This is a genomic window from Microbacterium aquilitoris, from assembly GCF_031932285.1.
Taxonomy (GTDB): domain Bacteria; phylum Actinomycetota; class Actinomycetes; order Actinomycetales; family Microbacteriaceae; genus Microbacterium; species Microbacterium aquilitoris.
The window spans coordinates 533,352-551,484 of sequence record NZ_JAUZVT010000001.1; the positions used below are offsets into that span (position 1 = coordinate 533,352).

The 18,133-nt window shown below is 70.0% G+C and carries 15 protein-coding genes; 11 read left to right on the top strand and 4 right to left on the bottom strand.

The annotated features are described in order from the left end of the window. Window positions 1-1,059, bottom strand: coding sequence for an Rv2578c family radical SAM protein (locus Q9S78_RS02675; protein ID WP_311868735.1), 1,059 nt, complete (start codon window positions 1,057-1,059; stop codon window positions 1-3). A gap of 95 nt (window positions 1,060-1,154) precedes the next feature. On the opposite strand from Q9S78_RS02675, the gene Q9S78_RS02680 reads away from it, so the two are divergent. The 3 genes from Q9S78_RS02680 (at window position 1,155) to Q9S78_RS02690 (ending at window position 4,818) form a co-directional block, all read left to right on the top strand. Further along, window positions 1,155-2,120 carry a M15 family metallopeptidase gene (locus Q9S78_RS02680; protein ID WP_311868736.1) on the top strand — a complete coding sequence of 322 codons (966 nt, stop codon included), beginning with the start codon at window positions 1,155-1,157 and terminating at the stop codon, window positions 2,118-2,120. Between the two features lie 129 nt (window positions 2,121-2,249). Next, window positions 2,250-3,413 (top strand): acyl-CoA dehydrogenase family protein, encoded by a 1,164-nt coding sequence (locus Q9S78_RS02685; RefSeq protein WP_018187937.1) that lies wholly within the window; start codon window positions 2,250-2,252, stop codon window positions 3,411-3,413. Window positions 3,414-3,477: 64 nt separating this feature from the next. Next, window positions 3,478-4,818, top strand: coding sequence for a CotH kinase family protein (locus Q9S78_RS02690; protein WP_311868738.1), 1,341 nt, complete (start codon window positions 3,478-3,480; stop codon window positions 4,816-4,818). Window positions 4,819-4,902: 84 nt separating this feature from the next. Here Q9S78_RS02690 and Q9S78_RS02695 read toward each other — a convergent pair whose 3' ends face one another. Beyond that, window positions 4,903-5,664 (bottom strand): GntR family transcriptional regulator, encoded by a 762-nt coding sequence (locus Q9S78_RS02695; protein ID WP_116227882.1) that lies wholly within the window; start codon window positions 5,662-5,664, stop codon window positions 4,903-4,905. Between the two features lie 152 nt (window positions 5,665-5,816). Here Q9S78_RS02695 and iolC point away from each other — a divergent pair, with 152 nt between their 5' ends. The 8 genes from iolC (at window position 5,817) to Q9S78_RS02735 (ending at window position 15,106) form a co-directional block, all read left to right on the top strand. Continuing rightward, entirely contained in the window at window positions 5,817-6,779 is a 963-nt protein-coding gene (gene iolC / locus Q9S78_RS02700; protein WP_116227883.1) for a 5-dehydro-2-deoxygluconokinase, read from the top strand. Beyond that, entirely contained in the window at window positions 6,776-7,693 is a 918-nt protein-coding gene (locus tag Q9S78_RS02705) for a Cgl0159 family (beta/alpha)8-fold protein (protein WP_116227884.1), read from the top strand. Before iolC ends, Q9S78_RS02705 begins: the two co-directional genes overlap by 4 nt. After that, window positions 7,690-9,231 carry a CoA-acylating methylmalonate-semialdehyde dehydrogenase gene (locus tag Q9S78_RS02710; RefSeq protein WP_311868740.1) on the top strand — a complete coding sequence of 514 codons (1,542 nt, stop codon included), beginning with the start codon at window positions 7,690-7,692 and terminating at the stop codon, window positions 9,229-9,231. The genes Q9S78_RS02705 and Q9S78_RS02710 overlap by 4 nt, the downstream gene beginning before the upstream one ends. Before the next feature lie 39 nt (window positions 9,232-9,270). After that, window positions 9,271-10,179: a 5-deoxy-glucuronate isomerase gene (gene iolB / locus Q9S78_RS02715; protein WP_116227885.1), complete on the top strand. Its 909-nt coding sequence runs from the start codon at window positions 9,271-9,273 to the stop codon at window positions 10,177-10,179. Then, window positions 10,179-12,104, top strand: a complete 1,926-nt coding sequence (gene iolD / locus Q9S78_RS02720) for a 3D-(3,5/4)-trihydroxycyclohexane-1,2-dione acylhydrolase (decyclizing) (protein ID WP_116227886.1) — start codon at window positions 10,179-10,181, stop codon at window positions 12,102-12,104. Before iolB ends, iolD begins: the two co-directional genes overlap by 1 nt. Continuing rightward, complete coding sequence (locus tag Q9S78_RS02725) at window positions 12,101-13,018, top strand: sugar phosphate isomerase/epimerase family protein (RefSeq protein ID WP_311868743.1); 918 nt, start codon at window positions 12,101-12,103, stop codon at window positions 13,016-13,018. Before iolD ends, Q9S78_RS02725 begins: the two co-directional genes overlap by 4 nt. Window positions 13,019-13,051: 33 nt before the next feature. Continuing rightward, the gene (locus Q9S78_RS02730) at window positions 13,052-14,062 is read left to right on the top strand and encodes a Gfo/Idh/MocA family protein (RefSeq protein WP_311868746.1); all 1,011 of its coding nucleotides are present in this window, start codon (window positions 13,052-13,054) and stop codon (window positions 14,060-14,062) included. A gap of 93 nt (window positions 14,063-14,155) precedes the next feature. Beyond that, window positions 14,156-15,106 carry a hypothetical protein gene (locus Q9S78_RS02735; RefSeq protein WP_311868748.1) on the top strand — a complete coding sequence of 317 codons (951 nt, stop codon included), beginning with the start codon at window positions 14,156-14,158 and terminating at the stop codon, window positions 15,104-15,106. A 72-nt stretch (window positions 15,107-15,178) separates the two neighbouring features. On the opposite strand, the gene Q9S78_RS02740 is transcribed toward Q9S78_RS02735, so the two are convergent. Together Q9S78_RS02740 and Q9S78_RS02745 are read right to left on the bottom strand one after the other, a co-directional pair. Continuing rightward, window positions 15,179-16,423: a saccharopine dehydrogenase C-terminal domain-containing protein gene (locus Q9S78_RS02740; RefSeq protein ID WP_116227890.1), complete on the bottom strand. Its 1,245-nt coding sequence runs from the start codon at window positions 16,421-16,423 to the stop codon at window positions 15,179-15,181. A gap of 22 nt (window positions 16,424-16,445) precedes the next feature. Further along, window positions 16,446-17,990 (bottom strand): APC family permease, encoded by a 1,545-nt coding sequence (locus Q9S78_RS02745; protein ID WP_020097703.1) that lies wholly within the window; start codon window positions 17,988-17,990, stop codon window positions 16,446-16,448. Window positions 17,991-18,133 lie beyond the last annotated feature (143 nt).

Genomic DNA, 18,133 nt, shown 5'->3' on the forward strand with positions numbered 1-18,133 from the left:
TCAGAACAGCATCGCGGATGCCTGTTCCCGGGTCGCGGTCTTCATGGCCGGCCCCGTGGTCCGCACCGGACCCGCTCCTCGCGGTGGGACGTCCTCCTCCTCGAGCCGACCGTGCAGGCCGTGGCGCCGCAGCAGCGGCCGGACCCGCGCCGACAGCCAGGAGCGGTACCCCTTCGGCGCAGACACCGAGGCCCCCGGGTACAGGCCGCGGTAGGCGGGCACGAGGTCGGGGCATTCCCGCTCGAGCCATGCCCAGAACCACTCCTTCGCACCGGGTCGCAGGTGCAGTGCGCCGAACACGACACGACGGGCTCCGGATGCGGCGATCCGCGCGATCGCATCATCGAGGACATCGACCCCGTCGGTGAGGTGCGGCACGATCGGCATGAGGAAGACGGTCACCGAGAAACCGGCATCCGTCGCTGCCTTCACCGTGTCGAGCCGCGCCTGGAACGACGGGGCTCCCGCTTCGAGGAGCTGTCGCAGCGGTTCGTGGGGGATCGCGATCGACATGGCGATGTGGATCGGTACGTGGGTCGCGGCATCCGTCAGCTGCGGCAGGTCGCGACGCAGCAGCGTGCCCTTGGTCAAGATCGAGAACGGTGTGCCGCTCGCCGTCAGCGCGTCGATGATGCCGGGCATGAGCGTGTACCGCCCCTCGGCCCTCTGATACGGATCGGTGTTCGTGCCGAGGGCGACCGGCTCGTGTCGCCACGACGGCTTGGCGAGCTCACGGGCGAGGACCTCGGCGACATTCACCTTGACGACGATCTGCGAATCGAAGTCCGCGCCCGCGTCGAGGTCGAGGTAGGTGTGGGTGTTGCGAGCGAAGCAGTACGTGCAGGCGTGCGAGCAACCTCGATAGGGGTTCACGGTCCAGGAGAACGGCATCGCCGATCCGCTCGGAACGTGGTTGAGCGCGGACTTGGCGACGACTTCGTGGAAGGTCATCCCCGCGAACTCCGGTGTCGTGACCGATCGGACGAGCCCACCCATCGACTCGAGGCCGGGCAGTGCCGCGTCGTCGACCGTCGAGATGTTTTGCCCCTGCCACCGCATCTCTATACTCGAACACATATACGAAAGACTGTCAACGACACACGCGGGATGATCGAACACCAGGGATGCCCACAGGTGACTGCGAGACTGGTCACGTGTCAGAGACGAGGAGCGCCGCCCGGCGACGGGTGCTCCGCAGGCGACGCCAGCGGCGCGCTCTCGTGCTCCTGACCCTCGCCGCGGCCGTGACGGTCACGCTCGTGATGGTCCTGTCTCGGGCGTTCGCGCCGGAGGACGCCGTCGCCGATCCGGCATCCGATCCCGCCGCGTCGCCACCCGCGGCTGAGGCTTCCCTGCCCGCGGCCTCCACGCCCGAGGCTGATCAGCCTGACCAGACCCCGCCGATCTGCGAGACGGATGCCGTCGTCACCGCACTCGACAGCGGCTCGGATCGGGACGTCATCACGGCATTCGGCGGCGCCGAACCCTTCCGGGCAGCCGTCGCCGAGGGGGAGGCGCCTTGCATCGACCTGCACGAGGCGGGGCGCCTCTGGGTGGTCGCGAACAAGAGGCATCCGCTGAGCCCGATCGACCACTGGCCCACGCCGCAGGCGCGACCGCAGGGCCTTCGGATCGTCGCGGGCGGGTGGCTGCTCGACCAGACCGCCGCCGCTCTCGACGAGCTGTCCGCGGACCTCGGCGCCGCCGGAGCCGGCAAGATCGGTGTGAGCAGCGGCTTCCGCCCCTATGACAACCAGGTCGAGACGTACAACCGCCACGTCGACAACCGCGGCAAGGCCGCCGCAGACCTCCGTAGCGCTCGCCCGGGGCACAGCGAGCATCAGACGGGACTCGCGGTCGACGTCGTCGCCTGTGACTCCGGATGCGGAGACCACGACGGCTTCGGCGGGACCCCGCAGTCCGACTGGATCGTCGAGAACGCCTGGCGCTACGGCTTCATCGTCCGCTACGAAGAGGGCCACACGCCGACCACCGGATACTCCGCCGAACCGTGGCACCTGCGCTTCATCGGCCGCGAATTGGCCGCCGCGTATGCGGACGGCGGGTTCCATACCCTCGAGGACTTCTTCGGCCTCGAGCCCGCGCCCGACTACGGCTGAGCCGCGGAACTGAGTCGCGCCCACCCTGGCATCCGATCCCACGACGCGCGTACAGTGGAGGCTGGCGACGCCGCCCACGAGCGCAGCGTCGCGCGAGCGTGAGAGCACTGACACGAAGGGGGTCCGCGCATGGAGCGGAACATCTACGACGAGGATCACGAGGCGTTCCGCGACGTCGTCAAGGAGTTCGTCAAGCGGTACGTCACGAACGAGAAGCGCGAACAGTGGGATGCCGCGGGCGAGATCGACCGCGCCACGATGCTCGCGGCGGGCGAGGCCGGCGTCATCGGCCTGAGCGTCCCCGAGGAGTTCGGTGGTGCGGGCATGCTTCAGGACTACCGCTTCCGCACGGTCGTGAACGAGGAGATCATCCGGGCGGGTGCGGGCTCGCTCGCCGGTGCCTTCGGCATCCAGGACGACCTCGCCGTGCCGTACCTCGTGCACATGGGCACGCAGGAGCAGAAGCAGAAGTGGCTGCCGCGCATGGCGACCGGCGAGATCCTCGGCGCACTCGCGATGACCGAGCCCGGTGCGGGCTCGGACCTGCGCGGCATCTCGACCACTGCGAAGAAGACCGACGGCGGGTACATCGTCAACGGCGCGAAGACGTTCATCTCGTCGGGGACGACGTCCGACATCTTCGTCGTCTTCGTCAAGACGGGCGAGGGCAACCGCCCCGACGCCTTCTCGCTCCTGCTGCTCGAGGCCGACATGGCCGGGTTCGACCACGGTAAGAAGCTGCACAAGATGGGCTTCCAGGGTCACGACACCGCCGAGCTCAGCTTCACCGACGTCTTCGTGCCCGATGAGAACCTCATCGGCGGCGAGGAGGGCAAGGGCTTCATCCAGCTGATGATGAACCTGCCGCTCGAGCGCCTGTCGATCGGCGTTGCCGGCGCGGCCGCCGCGCAGGCCGGTGTCGAATGGACCATCGCGTACACGAAGGACCGCGAGGCCTTCGGTCAGCGGATCATCGACTTCCAGAACACGCGCTTCGCGATGGCCGACCTCGTCACGACGGTCGACGTCATGTGGGCCTACATCGACCGCGCGATCGCCCTCTACGGCGAGAACAAGCTCTCGGCGGAGGATGCCGCCCAGGTCAAGTTCTGGGCCACCGAGCGTGAGTGGGAGGTGCTCGACGCCTGCGTCCAGCTGCACGGCGGCTACGGCTACATCATGGAGTACCCGATCGCGCGCGCGTTCCTCGATGCCCGCGTGCACCGCATCTACGGCGGCACGAACGAGATCATGCGCGACATCGTCTCGCGCCGTATCGCCGGCAAGCGCTGAGTCCCGAAGGCTGCCTTTAGTCGCGTCTTAGGCGCGATTAAGGGAGGCGGGGTGTCATCGACGCATGCGCACTCGACACCTCCGCCTCACTCTCTCGCTCGCCCTCGTCTCGGTCGGCGCCCTCGTTCTGGCGGGATGCGTCGCGCCGGCCGTCGAGGAGGAGCGAGAGGGGACGGATGCCGCCGGCGCCGCGACCTCGACGGCCAGCTTCTGGGACTCCTCGACGGTGCATGCGATCTCGGTCGACGTGGATGAGGATGCGCTCGCCCAGCTTCTGAAGACGTACGAGAGCACGGCTGACAAGGAGTGGATCGAGGTCACCGTCACGATCGATGGCCAGGTCTACGAGCGCGCGGGGCTGAAGCTGAAAGGCAATTCGTCGCTGAAGAGCGTCACGAGCGATGACGACCCCAGCGGCATCCCGTGGGTCATCCGGCTCGACAAGTTCGTCGACGACCAGAACCACGAGGGCATCACCGAGTTCGTCGTCCGAGGCAACAGCTCTGAGACATCGCTCAACGAAGCCGTCGCACTCGATCTCCTCGACCGGGCGGGGCTCGCCAGCGAGCAGGCCGCGGCCACGCGGTTCACGATCGGGGGGTCCACGTCATTGCGCCTCGTCGTCGAGAACCCGGGCGAAAGCTGGAACGAGTCCACCCTCGGCGCGACCGCGCTCTACAAGGCCGAGTCGGGCGGGGATTACTCCTACCGCGGCGACGACGCGGAGTCCTACACAGACGTCTTCGATCAGGAGGCGGGCGAAGACGATCTCAGTCCGCTCATCTCGTTCCTGGAGTTCATCAACGATTCCGACGACGACACGTTCAGCGCCGAGCTGTCGGAGCACCTCGATGTGACGGAGTTCGCCACCTACCTCGCGTTCCAGGACCTCGTCGACAACTTCGACGACATCGACGGGCCGGGCAACAACTCCTACCTCGCCTACGATGCGGACACCGACCTGATGACCGTCGTCAACTGGGACCTCAATCTCGCCTTCGGCGCTTCGCCAGGGGATGCCGGGGCAGGCGGTGCCCGCGGTGACGGGATGGCGATGCCCGACCGCGGCGACGCGGGAGCGCCCGAGGGTGATGCCGGGGCGAACCGACCCGCCCGGCCGGACGATACCGGTGGTGTCGCCGGGCCGGAGATGGGCGGAGGCGGGGGTCGCGGCGGCTCCAACATCCTGGCCACGCGCTTCCTTGCCGACGAGGACTTCCACGCGCTGTACGAGAGCGAGCTGGAGAGACTGCGCGACCTCTTCTACGGATCAGGGGCCGCGGAGGAGATCCTCCAGACGTGGTCGGACGCGCTCGTGGCCGGTGCCGGCGACCTCGTCGACGCCGACGTCATCGCCTCGGATGCCGCGGACCTGACGGCATCCTTCGAACGCCTCGCTGACTGACGTCTACCGAGGTCCCGATCGGGCCGGAAACGATGCGCTGTTTCCCGGCCCGATCGGGACCTCGATCGAATCGCGTGCGGCCTCTTACTTGGCGACGAGCGTCGTCTCGAAGCTGTAGAGGTCGGGGCGGTAGCAGTGGTGGCCGTACTCGAAGGCGCGGCCCGAGTCGTCGAACGCGACGCGCTCCATCGTGAGGACAGGTCCCGTGGTGTCGATGTCGAGGAGTTCTCCCTCGTCGCCGCGCGCGCTGCGCGCGCCGATCTTCTGTTTGGCGACGCGGATGGTGATGCCGCGCGCGCGGAGGATCTCGTAGAGGCCGTGCTCCTCGAGCTGCTCGCGGGTGATGTCGGCGAACTCCGGCGGCAGGTAGTTCTCGAGCACGGCGACGGGCACTCCGTCGGTGCTCCGCTGCCGACGGACGAAGAGGACGTCATCGCCGGGTGTCAGGCCGAGGCTGTGGGCGACGACGTCGGTGGCCGGGATGACCTCGTGCCCGAGGACGCGGGTCGCGGGGACGTGCGAGGAGTTCTTGAGGTCCTCGTAGAGGCTCGTCAGCTCGACCGCTCGCGTCACCTGCCCTTGGACGACCTGCGTGCCGATGCCCCGGCGTCGCACGAGGAGGCCCTTGTCGACGAGCTCCTGGATCGCACGGCGGATGGTGGGGCGGGAGAGGCCGAGGCGCTGCCCGATCGCGATCTCGTTCTCGAGGCGTCCGCCGGCCGGGATCGCGCCGGAGTGGATGGCGGCCTCGAGCCGACTGGACACCTGGAAATACAGCGGCACGGGACCGGTGCGGTCGAGGTCGGTGAAGAGTTCCGCGGGCCAGTAGGTGTCGGCATCGACCACAGCCCTCACACTCCTTCTGATGGATGACGGGTGTCGTCGGCGTTTGTACCGACAACATCACGTGACAGGCTAACGGCACATCCGTCCTGGCTTCCGGATTTATCTATGTGTTATTGTTAGGACATGTTCGCGCCTCGAGACACGACCGCCGGATGACCTCTCGCGCCACCGCCCCCGAGGTCCTGTCGATCGGCCGTCTCGGCGTCGACATCTACCCGCTGCAGATCGGTGTCGGCCTCGAAGAGGTCTCGTCTTTCGGCAAGTTCCTCGGCGGAAGCGCGGCCAACGTCGCCGTCGCAGCCGCTCGCTACGGGCACGACGTCTCGCTCGTCTCGCGCGTCGGCGACGACCCGTTCGGCCGCTACCTCCGCGCCGAACTGGACCGCCTCTCGGTCGACCCGACGCTCGTCGCCGTCGACGGCACCTACAAGACGCCGCTCACCGTCTGCGAGATCTTCCCGCCCGACGACTTCCCGCTGTACTTCTACCGCGAACCGAAGGCGCCCGACCTCGAGGTGACGCCCGACCAGCTGCCGGACGACGTGCTGGTGGAGGCATCCATCTTCTGGCTCACGGTCACCGGCCTCAGCCAGGAGCCGAGCCGCTCCACCCACTTCGACGCCCTGCGTCGCCGCGGCCGCGCGCGCCACACCGTCCTCGACCTCGACTACCGGCCCATGTTCTGGCCCGACCCCGCCGAGGCGAGCGCGCAGGTGTCCGCCGCCCTCGAGCACGTGACGGTCGCCGTGGGCAACCGCGAGGAGTGCGAGGTCGCCGTCGGCGAGACCGACCCGATGCGGGCGGCCGACGCCCTGCTCGAGCGCGGCGTCGAGCTCGCGATCGTGAAGCAGGGACCCGAGGGCGTCCTCGCGAAGACCCGCACCGAGACCGTCGTCGCGCCGCCGCATCCCGTCGACGTGGTCAACGGGCTCGGCGCCGGGGACGCGTTCGGCGGTGCCCTCTGTCACGGCCTGCTGCTCGGCTGGGACTTGGAGCGGATCCTCCGCTTCGCGAATGCGGCCGGCGCCATCGTGGCGTCGCGCCTGGAATGTTCGACGGCGATGCCGACGACCGACGAGGTCGAGGCGATCCTGAGCGCGGGGAGCGCGACATGAGCGACCGAGTCATCAGCGAGGCCGCCTTCGCGCGTCTGCGCGAGCTGCGCGCCTTCGACCCCGAGGCGATCCGGCACGCTGTCGCGACCCGCACCCGGCGCCACCTCGACTCCGGCGACGGCCGCCTCTTCATCGTCGCCGCGGATCATCCCGCCCGCGGTGCACTGGCCGTGGGGTCGGATGCCGCGGCCATGGCCGACCGCTACGAGCTGATCGAGCGCCTTGCCATCGCGCTCAGCCGCCCCGGGGTCGACGGTGTCCTCGGCACCCCCGATGTGATCGACGACCTCGCTGCCCTGGGCCTGCTCGACGGCAAGATCGTCGTCGGCTCGATGAACCGCGGCGGCCTGCGGGGATCCTCCTTCGAGATGGACGACCGCTACGGCGCGTACGACGTGCCCTCGATGATCTCGGCGAACCTGGACTTCGCGAAGGTGCTCATGCGCATCAACCTCGAGGACCCGGCGACGGCCGCGACCCTCGAGGCGACGGCGCACGCCGTGACCGCGGCGGCGGGCGCCGGCATCCCGATCATGCTCGAGCCGTTCATGAGCTCGTGGCGAGACGGCCGCATCGTCAACGACCTGTCGACGGATGCCGTGGTCCTGTCGGTCGCGATCGCGTCGGGCCTCGGCGGGTCGAGCGCGTACACGTGGATGAAGCTGCCCGTCGTGCCCGACATGGAGCGGGTCATGGCGGCAACGACCCTCCCGACGCTGCTCCTCGGCGGGGACTCGGGGGAGGACCCCGACACCACCTTCGCCTCATGGCAGGATGCCCTCGCGCTTCCCGGTGTCCGCGGACTCACCGTCGGCCGGACCCTCCTCTACCCGCCCGACGGCGACACCGCGGCTGCGGTCGACATCGCGGCCGGTCTCGTCCACTCCTCCCTCGTCACGAAGGAACACTCATGAGCACCCTCTCCACCCAGACCCGCGTCATCGGCCACTGGATCGGCGGCGCGCACCGTGCCTCGACGAGCGGGCGGACGGCTCCGGTGTACAACCCGGCGACGGGCGCGGTGCAGGCAGAGGTCGCCCTGGCCGACCAGGCCGAGATCGACGAGGCGATCGCCGCGGCCGACGAGGGCTTCCGCGTGTGGTCCGCGTTCTCGATCGCGAAGCGTCAGGGCGTGCTCTTCGCGTTCCGCGAGCTGCTGAACGCACGCAAGGGCGAGCTCGCCGAGCTCATCACGAGCGAGCACGGCAAGGTCGTCTCCGACGCCATGGGCGAGATCCTCCGCGGCCAGGAGGTCGTCGAGCTCGCAACAGGGTTCCCGCACCTCATCAAGGGCGCGTACTCCGAGAACGCGTCGACCGGCGTCGACGTCTTCTCGATCAAGCAGCCCCTCGGCGTCGTCGGTGTCATCTCGCCCTTCAACTTCCCCGTCATGGTGCCGCTCTGGTTCGCCCCGATCGCGATCGCAGCCGGCAACGCGGTCGTCCTCAAGCCCAGCGAGAAGGACCCGTCGGCCGCGCTCTGGCTCGCCGAGCTGTGGGCGGAGGCGGGCTTGCCGGCCGGCGTCTTCACGGTGCTGCAGGGCGACAAGCTCGCCGTCGACGGGCTGCTGCACAGCCCCGTCGTGCAGTCGATCTCGTTCGTCGGCTCGACTCCGATCGCGCAGTACATCTACGAGACCGCATCGCGGAACGGCAAGCGCGTGCAGGCCCTCGGCGGCGCGAAGAACCACATGCTCGTGCTCCCCGACGCCGACCTCGACCTCGTCGCCGACCAGGCGGTCAACGCGGGCTTCGGCGCGGCGGGCGAGCGGTGCATGGCGATCAGCGTCGTCCTCGCTGTCGAGCCGGTCGCCGACGAGCTGATCGCCAAGGTGACCGAGCGCATCGCGAAGCTCCGCATCGGCAACGGCGCAGGCCAGGACGGCGTCGAGCCCGACATGGGGCCGCTCATCACCGACGTCCACCGCGACAAGGTGTCCTCCTACGTCGACATCGCCGAGGCCGACGGCGCGACGGTCGTCGTCGACGGCCGCGGGTTCACGGTCGACGGCCACGAGGACGGGTTCTTCTTCGGACCCACCCTCCTCGACCACGTCCCGACGACCTCCCGCGCCTACACGGAGGAGATCTTCGGACCCGTCCTCTCGGTCGTCCGCGTCGAGAGCTACGACGAGGGCCTCGCGCTCATCAACTCGGGCGAGTTCGGCAACGGCACCGCGATCTTCACCAACGACGGCGGCGCCGCGCGCCGGTTCCAGCACGAGGTGCAGGTCGGCATGATCGGCATCAACGTGCCCATCCCCGTCCCCGTCGCGTACCACTCGTTCGGCGGCTGGAAGAAGTCGCTGTTCGGCGACGCGAAAGCGTACGGTGTCCACGGGTTCGACTTCTTCACCCGTGAGAAGGCGATCACCAGCCGGTGGCTCGACCCCGCCACGCGTGCCCTCGGAGAGCACGGCGGCATCAACCTCGGCTTCCCCCAGAACACCTGATCGCACGCCGCCCGGCGGCGGCATCCCGAGAGCGCGAAGATGAGCATCGAGAACACCTGGTTCCACCGCCGCGGCGACCTCGCCGCAGGCGGCTGGGAGAGCGTCGTCGGCCGGGGCACCCCCGGCTGGCAGCACACCGGCATCCGTGTCGCCGACCTCGCGGACGGCGATGCCGTCGAGCTGGCCGAGACCGACGTCGAGCGCATCATCGTGCCGCTCGCGGGCTCGTTCGAGGTCGACCATGCAGACGGCGACGACAGCGCACGGACGACGCTGCAGGGTCGTCGGTCGGTCTTCGACGGCCCGACCGACGTGCTCTACCTCCCGGTCGGACGGACGGCGACGCTCACAGGCGGCGGCCGTGTGGCCGTCGCGGAGGCCCCGGCATCCGTCCGCCATCCGTGGCGCCACATCGCCGCGGCGGAGACCCCCGTCGAGCTGCGCGGCGCGGGATCGTCGAGCCGACAGGTGCACAACTTCGGGACGCCGCAGGCGCTGGATGCCGACCGCCTCATCGTCTGCGAAGTGATCACCCCCGCCGACAACTGGTCGTCGTACCCGCCGCACAAGCACGACGAGCACGTCCCGGGGCACGAGTCGCGCCTCGAGGAGATCTACTACTTCGAGTCGGCGCCGGTCGCGGGGTCGGCGGCCGCCGAGGACAGTGCCTTCGGGATGTTCAGCACCTACTCCTCGCCCGCGGGCGAAATCGACATCGCCGCGATGGTGCGGACGGGCGACATCGCCCTCGTGCCCTACGGCTACCACGGCCCCGCCGTCGCCGCGCCGGGCTACGACCTGTACTACCTGAACGTCATGGCCGGGCCCGACCCCGGCCGGGCGTGGCTCATCAGCGACGACCCCGCGCACGCGTGGGTCCGCGACACCTGGACGGAGCAGGACGTCGATCCGCGGCTCCCGTACCCGACCGAGGAAGGCCGATCCTGATGGCAGAGACGAAGCGGATGACGGTCAGCCAGGCGCTCATCGAGTTCCTGGCCCACCAGTGGACGGTCGACGGCGACGTGCGCGAGCGCACGATCCCCGGGGTCTTCGGCATCTTCGGTCACGGCAACGTCGCCGGCATCGGCCAGGCGCTCACTCAGCTGAACGTCCACGATCCCGACCTCATGCCGTATCACCAGGCCCGCAACGAGCAGGCGATGGTGCACCAGGCCGTCGGCTACGCGCGGATGCACCGCCGCCGCGGCACGTATGCCGCCGCGGCATCCGTCGGTCCGGGCGCGGCCAACATGCTCACGGGAGCCGCCCTCGCGACGACCAATCGCCTTCCCGCGCTCCTACTGCCGAGCGACACGTTCGCGACCCGTGTCGCCGACCCCGTGCTGCAGCAGCTCGAGCAGCCGTGGGACATCGGGCTCACGGTCAACGACGCGTTCCGCCCGCTCTCGAAGTTCTTCGACCGCGTGCAGCGGCCCGAGCAGCTCTACTCGATCGCGCTCGCCGCGATGCGGGTGCTGACCGACCCCGCCGAGACGGGCGCCGTCACGATCGCCCTCCCCGAGGACGTGCAGGCCGAGGCGCTCGACGTGCCGATCGAGTTCCTGCAGGACCGGGAGTGGCACATCCGCCGGCCGCTCCCCGAGCGCGGACCGCTCGAGCGGGCGGTCGCCGCGATCCGCTCGGCGAAGACGCCGTTCATCGTCGCGGGCGGCGGCGTCATCTACTCCGAGGCCGAGGAGCAGCTCCGTGCGTTCGTCGAGGCCACCGGCATCCCCGTCGGCACGACGCAGGCCGGCGGCGGGTCCCTCGCCTGGGACCACCCGCAGTACCTCGGCGGGGTCGGCGCGACCGGCTCGCTCGCGGCCAACCGGCTCGCCGCCGAGGCCGACGTCGTCATCGGGATCGGCACCCGTTACAGCGACTTCACCACCGCGTCGCGGACGGCCTTCCAGAACCCGGACGTCGTCTTCGTCAACATCAACGTCGCCGCCTTCGACGCCTACAAGCACGGCTCGGAGCTGCCCGTCGTCGCCGACGCCCGCGAAGCACTGGTCGCGCTGACGCGGGACCTCGAGGGCTTCCGCGTCACGGCCGACCACGCCGAGCGGATCGCCCGACAGAAGGCGGAGTGGGACGAGATCGTCGACCGCGCGTTCGCGCCGTCGGGTGCCGACCGTCCCGGTCAGCCCGAGATCATCCACGCCGTGCACGCCGCGACCGACCCCCGCGACGTCATCGTGCAGGCGGCCGGATCGCTCCCCGGCGACCTCCACAAGCTGTGGCGCGTGCGGGACCCGCTCGGCTACCACGTCGAATACGCGTTCTCGTGCATGGGCTACGAGATCGCCGGCGGGCTCGGCGCGAAGCGCGGGCTCGTCGCCGCGGGGGATGACCGCGACGTCGTCGTCATGGTGGGCGACGGGTCGTACCTGATGCTCAACAGCGAGCTCGTCACGGCGGTCGCCGAAGGCATCAAGATCATCGTGGTCCTCATCCAGAACCACGGCTTTGCCTCGATCGGTCACCTCTCCGAGACGGTCGGGTCGCAGCGCTTCGGAACGCAATACCGCACCTACGACCCCGCCGCGAAGAACTTCCAGGGCGGCGACGTCCTCCCCGTCGACCTCGCGATGAACGCCCGCAGCTACGGTCTCGAGGTCGTCGAGATCGCCGAAGGACCGGATGCCGCGGCGAACCTGACCGCCGCCGTCGCCGCCGCGAAGGCATCCGATCGGTCGACGTTCATCCACATCAACAGCGATCCGCTCGTCTACGCACCCGACAACGCCGGGTGGTGGGACGTGCCCGTCCCGGAGGTGTCGACCATCGAGTCCACGCAGCAGGCCCGCGAGGCCTACGTCGGCGAACGCGCCGCCCAGCGCCCCCTCCTTGGCGGAGGTCAGCGATGAAGGCGGTCGTCGCCGGCGCGCCGGTGAGCTTCGGCGTCTTCGAGCTGACCCCGGAGGGCGCCGAGACGATCTCGCCCGACGCGATGATGGCGGCGCTCGCCGAGGCGGACTACGCCGGCATCGACCTGGGCCCCCTCGGGTTCCTCGGTGAGGACGCCGTCCTCCGGGGCCGCCTCGAGCGGTTCGGCCTCGGGCTCGCCGGCGGTTGGGTCCAGCTGCCGTTCTCGGACGACGACGCCTTCGCCGCCGCCCTGCCCGACCTGCGCGCGGCGCTCCGCCAGTTCTCGGCGGGTGCCGAGGCCGGCGCCGGCCCCCTGCCGCTTCCGACGCTCGCCGACGACGGGTCGTCGCTCCGCCGCGGTGCCCCGGGTCGCGGCGCCGAGGTCGACCGGCTCGACACGGATGCCTGGGGCCGCCTCACCGACAACGTCGCCCGCGCCGCGCGCATCGTCCGGGGCGCCGGCTTCGAGCCGACGTTCCACCACCACGCGGGGACCTTCGTCGAGTCGCCCGACGAGATCGACCGGTTCGTCGCCGACACCGACGTCGACCTCACCCTCGACACCGGACACCTCTTCATCGCGGGCGGCGATCCGCTCGCCGCCGTCGAGCGCTGGGGCGACCGCATCAACCACCTGCACCTCAAGGACGTCGACCTCGCCGCGCTCCGACGGGTCCTCGCCGCAGGCGGGGGGATGCCGGAGGTCTGGTCGGGCGGCTCGTTCGTCGCCTTCGGCCAGGGCGACATCGACCTCGCCGCCGTCATGACCGCCCTCGACGCCCGCGGGTACGAGGGCTGGGTCGTCGTCGAGCAGGACGTGCTCAACGGACCCGACGTCGCCCTCGACGCCTTCGTCGCCGCCCGCTCCGCCGATCAGGTCACCAACCGCGACGCCCTGCGCGCCTGGGTCTGACACCGAATCCCTCTCTCGACGAACAGGAACGACATGACCGCCACCCCCGTCCGCTTCGGACTCTTCGGCTCCGGACGCATCGGTCAGGTGCACGCCGCGAGCATCGCCGCCTCACCCGACGCCGAGCTCGCGTGGATCGCCGACCCGTTCATCGACGGTGCCGAGCGGCTCGCCGCCCAGTACGGCGGGAAGACCACGACCGATCCCGCCGAGGTCTTCGCCTCGGGCGAGGTCGACGCGGTGCTCGTCGCCTCGCCGACACCCACGCACGTCGACCTGATCCGCGCCGCAGTGGAGGCCGGCATCCCCGTCCTCTGCGAGAAGCCGATCGATCTCGACATCGCCCGCGTCGAGGCGCTCCGTCCCGTGGTCGCCGCCGCCGGTGTGCCCGTCGCGCTCGGGTTCAACCGCCGGTTCGACCCCGGCTTCCACACGGCGCGTTCGCGCGTCGCTGCGGGCGAGATCGGCCGCCTCGAGCAGCTGACGATCATCAGCCGCGACCCTTCGGCGCCGCCGGCGTCGTACGTCGCCGTGTCGGGCGGCATCTTCCGCGACATGACGATCCACGACTTCGACATGGCGCGCTACTTCCTGCCCGACATCGTGCAGGTCACCGCCTTCGGCACGACGACCTTCGACGACGGCGCCCGCGAGCACGGCGACTTCGACACGACCACCGCCATCCTCAAGTCCGCCTCGGGTGCGCTCGTCACGATCATCAACTCGCGCCACAGCACGACCGGGTACGACCAGCGCATCGAGGCCTACGGCAGCGACGGCGACCTGACCGTCGCCAACCAGGGCACGAGCCTCGTGAGCCTGTCGAACGCGAACGGTGTCGCCGCCGGTGCGCCGTTCGAGGCATCCATGGTCACCCGCTACACCCCTTCGTACCGGGCCGAGCTGGCGGAGTTCCTCAAGCTGGTGAGCGGCGAGGAGTCCGCGAGCCCGACGTTCGACGACGGCCGCGCCGCGCTGCTTTTGGCAGACGCGGCGCAGCGCTCGGCGATCGAGGGTGTGTCGGTCGCCGTCGACCTGACCTGACGTCGTGATGAGGTCCCGATCGGGCCGGGTGAGCGCACGCGTTTCCCGGCCGGATCGGGACCTCGCCGTCGCTGCCCCGTACGATCGACCCTCGTGAGGGATGCCGTCGACGACCGCCGCTCGTGGGTGTTCCCCGTCGTTGCCCTCGGGGCGGGACTCGCCCTGTTCGCCCTCGCCGTGGCGGTCGTCCTGGCGGCGTCCGACCTGGACATCTGGTCGATCCTGCTGGCCGTCGTCGGCGGATGGGCGCTTGGTGCTGCTTTCGTCGGCGCGGTCGAGCGTCTCGGTGCGGCGGGCCTGATCGTCCACGTCGTCGTCGCGAGCGCGGCGGGAGCCGTGCTCGCCACCGTCGGCTCGTGGGGCGACCTGCAGGGCAGCCCGGTGCTGCGCGCAGTCGTCGTCGCCGGCGGGATCGCTCTCGCCCCGGCATCCGCGTGGATCTGGATCGCCCTCCTCGGACGCGTCCTCGGCCGCATCCGGGTCGGGCGGCGACCATCGCCGCCGTCGACTCTCGATTGGCGTGCTGCGCCGGCGGGAGGCGCCGCAGTGGAGGTCCGCGCGGTGTCGATGTCGATGCGTGGCCTCGCTGCGGGGATCGTCCTCGCGATCATCGCCGCCGCCGTCCTCGTCATCGCCGTGCTGATCGGCCTCTCGGACGTCTTCCCCCGGCTCGGGCCCCGCTCCCTCGTCGTCCTGGTCGCGCTTCCCTTCGCGGGGCTCGCCTACCTCGCTCTGTGGGCCGTCGTCCAGCACCGGTCGGCGACGTACACGATCACGTTCGGCGCCTCTGACGTGCGCATCGCGAACGCCGGGCGCGAGGAGCGGTTCGCCTACCGCGACATCGATCTGCTCCGCTGGCGCGAGCGCGGCGAGTACGCGCGCCTCGAGGTGCGGACCGCCACGACGCACCGCACGCTGCTCGTGGGACTCACCCGCACCCCCGCCCTGCCACCCCTGTCGCGGCGGACGGTCGGCCTGCTCGAGGCCGAGGGGCTCACCGCGCAGGTCTCGCGCGACCGCGCGCTCACGACCTACCGGCGCTGAGCCGCTGTCGAAGTCCCGTTCGGGCCGGGAATGCGCGCCCGTTTCCCGGCCCGATCGGGACCTCGCCCCTCCTCAGGCCTCGGACGGTACGGGATGCGGCTGCTCCCGCATGCCCCACGGTGAGCCGTAGCCCTCGGGCTTCGGTGCGGCGAGCAGCTCGAGGAACGGCTTCGCGTCGAACGCCTCGGGACCGAGCACGCCCGTCCCCGACCACGTGCCCCGGGCGAGCAGCTCGAGCGCGATGACGGGGTTGATCGCCGTCTGCCAGACGACGGCCTGCGAGTTGTCCTCGCGCATCGTCTGCTCGTTGTCGGCCACGTGGTACAGGTACGTCGAGCGCGGCTGCCCGTCCTTGCCGGTCCCCGTCACCCACACGCCGGCGCACGTCTTGCCGCTCATCTTGTCGCCGATGGTGGCCGGGTCGGGGAGGGCCGCCGCCACGACGTCACGCGGTGAGACCTGCACCCCCTTCACGGTCAGCGGGTCGGTCTTGTCGAGGCCGAGCTTGTTGAGCACCCGCAGCACCTCGATGAACTCGTCGCCGAGGCCGTACTTGAACGTCACGCGCTTGGCCTTCGTCCACCGCGGCATGAGGAGTACCTCTTCGTGCTCGACGTTGACGCACTCGACCGGGCCGATCCCGTCGGGGAAGTCGAACACCTCCGGCTCGCTGAAGGGCTCGGTGACGTACCAGCCCTTGCCCTCCTCGTAGATGACCGGCGGGTTCAGGCACTCCTCGATCGTCGTCCAGATCGAGAACGAGGGCGCGAAGTCGTACCCCGCGACGACGAGGTTCGCGCCGTCGCGCACGCCCAACTCGTCGATCTCGTCGAACAGCTCATCCTCCGCGTAGCGCGCGAAGACGTCCGACAGGCCCGGCTCGACGCCGATCCCGACGAGCGCCAGGCGCCCGGCATCCTGCCACTCCTGCTCCTTCGCGAACTGCGCGTCGCCGAGCTTGACGCCCACCTCCTCATACGGGCGATCCGGATGCCGCTGCGACAGGCTCATGGCCATGTCGAGGTACGTCGCCCCGGCCGCGAACGCACCGTCGAAGATCGGCATGACGAACCGCGGGTCGACGGCGTTCAGCACGTGGGTGGCGGAGTGCTCGCGGAGGAGGGATGCCACGGACTCGGCGTTCGAGGCATCCACCTGCGCCGCGGCGAACCGCTCGTCGCCGAGCTCGTCCACGAGCGCCTGCGGGCGGGCCGGGTCGTAGTCGGCGATGACGACGGCCTCGAAGAAGTCGCGGCGGCGGAGGATGCGGGCGGCAGCACTGCCGACACCGCCCGCGCCGATGATGAGGATGCGCATGCGGAGGGTTCCTTTCGGGCGGTCAGATGCCGCCGTCGATCGAACGGGGGAGCGAGCTGGTGTCGTCGGGGACGAGGACGGGGGTGTCGCGGTTGAGGCTCTCGCCGCGGAAGAAGCGCTTGGCCCGAGGGAAGAAGAACCAGACGACCATGAGGACCGCGCCCAGCGCGAGCGCCCCGATGCCGACCACGAACGTCGAGCCGACCCCGAGCAGAGTGCCGTAGTAGCTGTAGTCGGGGGCCAGCATGTCGATCGCCGACTGGATGAACGCGTACGTCAGCATGAGCGCGCCGATGAGCGGGAACAGCCCCTTGAAGAAGAAGTCGCGCGCGGAGCGGAAGAGGTCGGCCCGGAAGTACCAGACGCACGCGTACCCCGTGATGGCGTAGTAGAAGGCGATCGCGAGGCCGAGGGAGAGGATCGTGTCCTGCAGGATCGCGTCGCTGATCGTCGTCATCACGACGTAGTAGACGATCGCGACGACGCCCATGACGAGCGTCGAGAACGACGGGGTCCGGTAGTCGGGGTGGACGTCCTTGAACTTCGCGGGCAGCGCCCGGTAGACGCCCATCGCGAGGGTGCCGCGGGCGGTCGGGAGGATCGTGGTCTGCGTCGACGACACGGCCGAGATGAGCACCGCCACCACCAGAAGCCACCCCCACGGACCGAGCAGTCCGTCGCGGATGCCGAGGAAGAAGTCGTCGGCGTTCTCGGGATTGCCGAGCCCGCCGCCCTCTTCGCCGATGCCCGCGTACATCATCGCGGCGATCGTGACTGAGACGTAGGTGACGAGCAGGAGCACGCAGGTGAGCAGGGCCGCCAGTCCCGGGATGCGCTTGGGGTCCTTCGTCTCCTCGTTGAGGGCGAGGCACGTGTCCCAGCCCCAGTAGATGAAGATCGCGAGCAGGATCGCCTCGACGAACCCGCCCCAGTCGCCGAAGGCGAACGGGTTCAGCCACTCCCAGCTGAACGGCGTCGCCGCCGGTGCGTCGCCGGCGAAGAACTGCGTCAGGGCGGCGATGACGAAGACGATGAGGGCGAGGTACTGGATGCCGAGCAGCACGTTCTGGATGCGCTCGCCGATCTCGACACCGCGCCACGAGATCCAGGTCATCGCCGCGATGAAAGCGACGGCGACGACGATGATGCGCCAGTCGTTCTGCTCCTCGAACTCCTGCCCGAGGAGCGCCCAGAAGTACACCGAGCCCACCTGGGCGAGGTTCGCGAGCACGATCATGCCGGCGATCGCGACGCCCCACCCTCCCATCCAGCCGACCCACGGCCCGAACGCCTTGGTCGCCCACGTGAACGCTGTCCCGCAGTCGGGGACGGCGTTGTTGAGCTCGCGGTAGGCGAAGGCGATGAGCAGCATCGGGATGAACGCGATCACGAACGCGATCGGCGCCTGCCCGCCGACGGCGAGGACGACGTAGCCGAGCGTCGCGACGAGCGAATAGACCGGCGCGGTCGAGGCGAGACCGATGACGGTCGAGCCCCAGAGGCCGAGCGTGCCGGCGGCGAGCCCCTTGCCGTCCGGCCGGGTCAGGTGAACGGGTGTCGTGGTCACGCGGGCCTCCTCAGAAACGCGAGCCGCTCCCGCGATCGGGTGCGGCCTGCGGCATCGGGAGCGTCGGGCCCTGCGGGAAAGTTGCCTCACAGTAGCACCGGGTTCCTCGCGGCACGAGACCCGATTTCCGTCGGTCCGGTGCG